1 protein-coding gene is annotated in these 731 nt (G+C 42.1%); it reads right to left on the bottom strand.

The window, feature by feature from the left end:
• On the bottom strand, positions 1 to 470 hold a 470-nt coding region (locus R7Z50_RS27075), incomplete at its 3' end, for a tyrosine/phenylalanine carboxypeptidase domain-containing protein (RefSeq protein WP_411979525.1).
• Positions 471 to 731: the final 261 nt, after the last annotated feature.

The following is a 731-nucleotide window of genomic DNA, read 5'->3' as shown; positions in this document are numbered from 1 at the left end:
AAGCTTTGCATGAAATGAGCAATGGAGCGGCTATCATGCTCTGGTTTGCTCTCTTCTTCTGTCGGCAGATGCAAAATGAAATGTGCGTTAGCAATGTCTTTCGCACTTGGTTCACCGTAGTAGCGCAGAGAGTTGTATAGGAACTCTTGCGTACCTATGGTGTTGACTTGATCAAGTTTGTCGGCGTAAGACTGAATGACATCCTCATAAAGCTTTTGCAACTGAGTATCTTCGATGTGCTCCAAAGGCAATTCGTACAAACGGCGTTTTGACTGATGAGTGTCAAGAGGCGCTTTCTGGTACTGAAAGTTAGGTTCTTGCGAGTACTTATTACTGATGAACCTTTCTCGCTCTTGGGCGTAATTAAGCGGGTTTACGCTGCTAAGAATATCAATATCAGTGACTAATTGAGTGAGGTTTTCATCTATTGCTAATAGCTGGCTAGAAATTGGTTCATTAAACTGAGCCATGTCGTTCAACTCCATGTGAAGGTAAGACCTTTTCAACTAAGCGCAGAGTACCTGTCAGTCATCGAAGACAACTATGGGAGGCAAGAGCCGTTATCCTCTGTGTATATGACCGTCTCTGTACTTTTGGCTAACGGTGATTGTATTGAAAGAGGTGGAGCCAAATTATCATTGAGTGTTTGGTTTGAACAACAAATATTTCTCAGTCTCAATCGGAGTTACATCAGCTCTCATTTTTGCATCATGGTTACAGATACAAAAAAG

The organism is Vibrio sp. 1249-1, from assembly GCF_033340495.1.
This window is presented reverse-complemented; position numbering and strand designations above follow the sequence as displayed.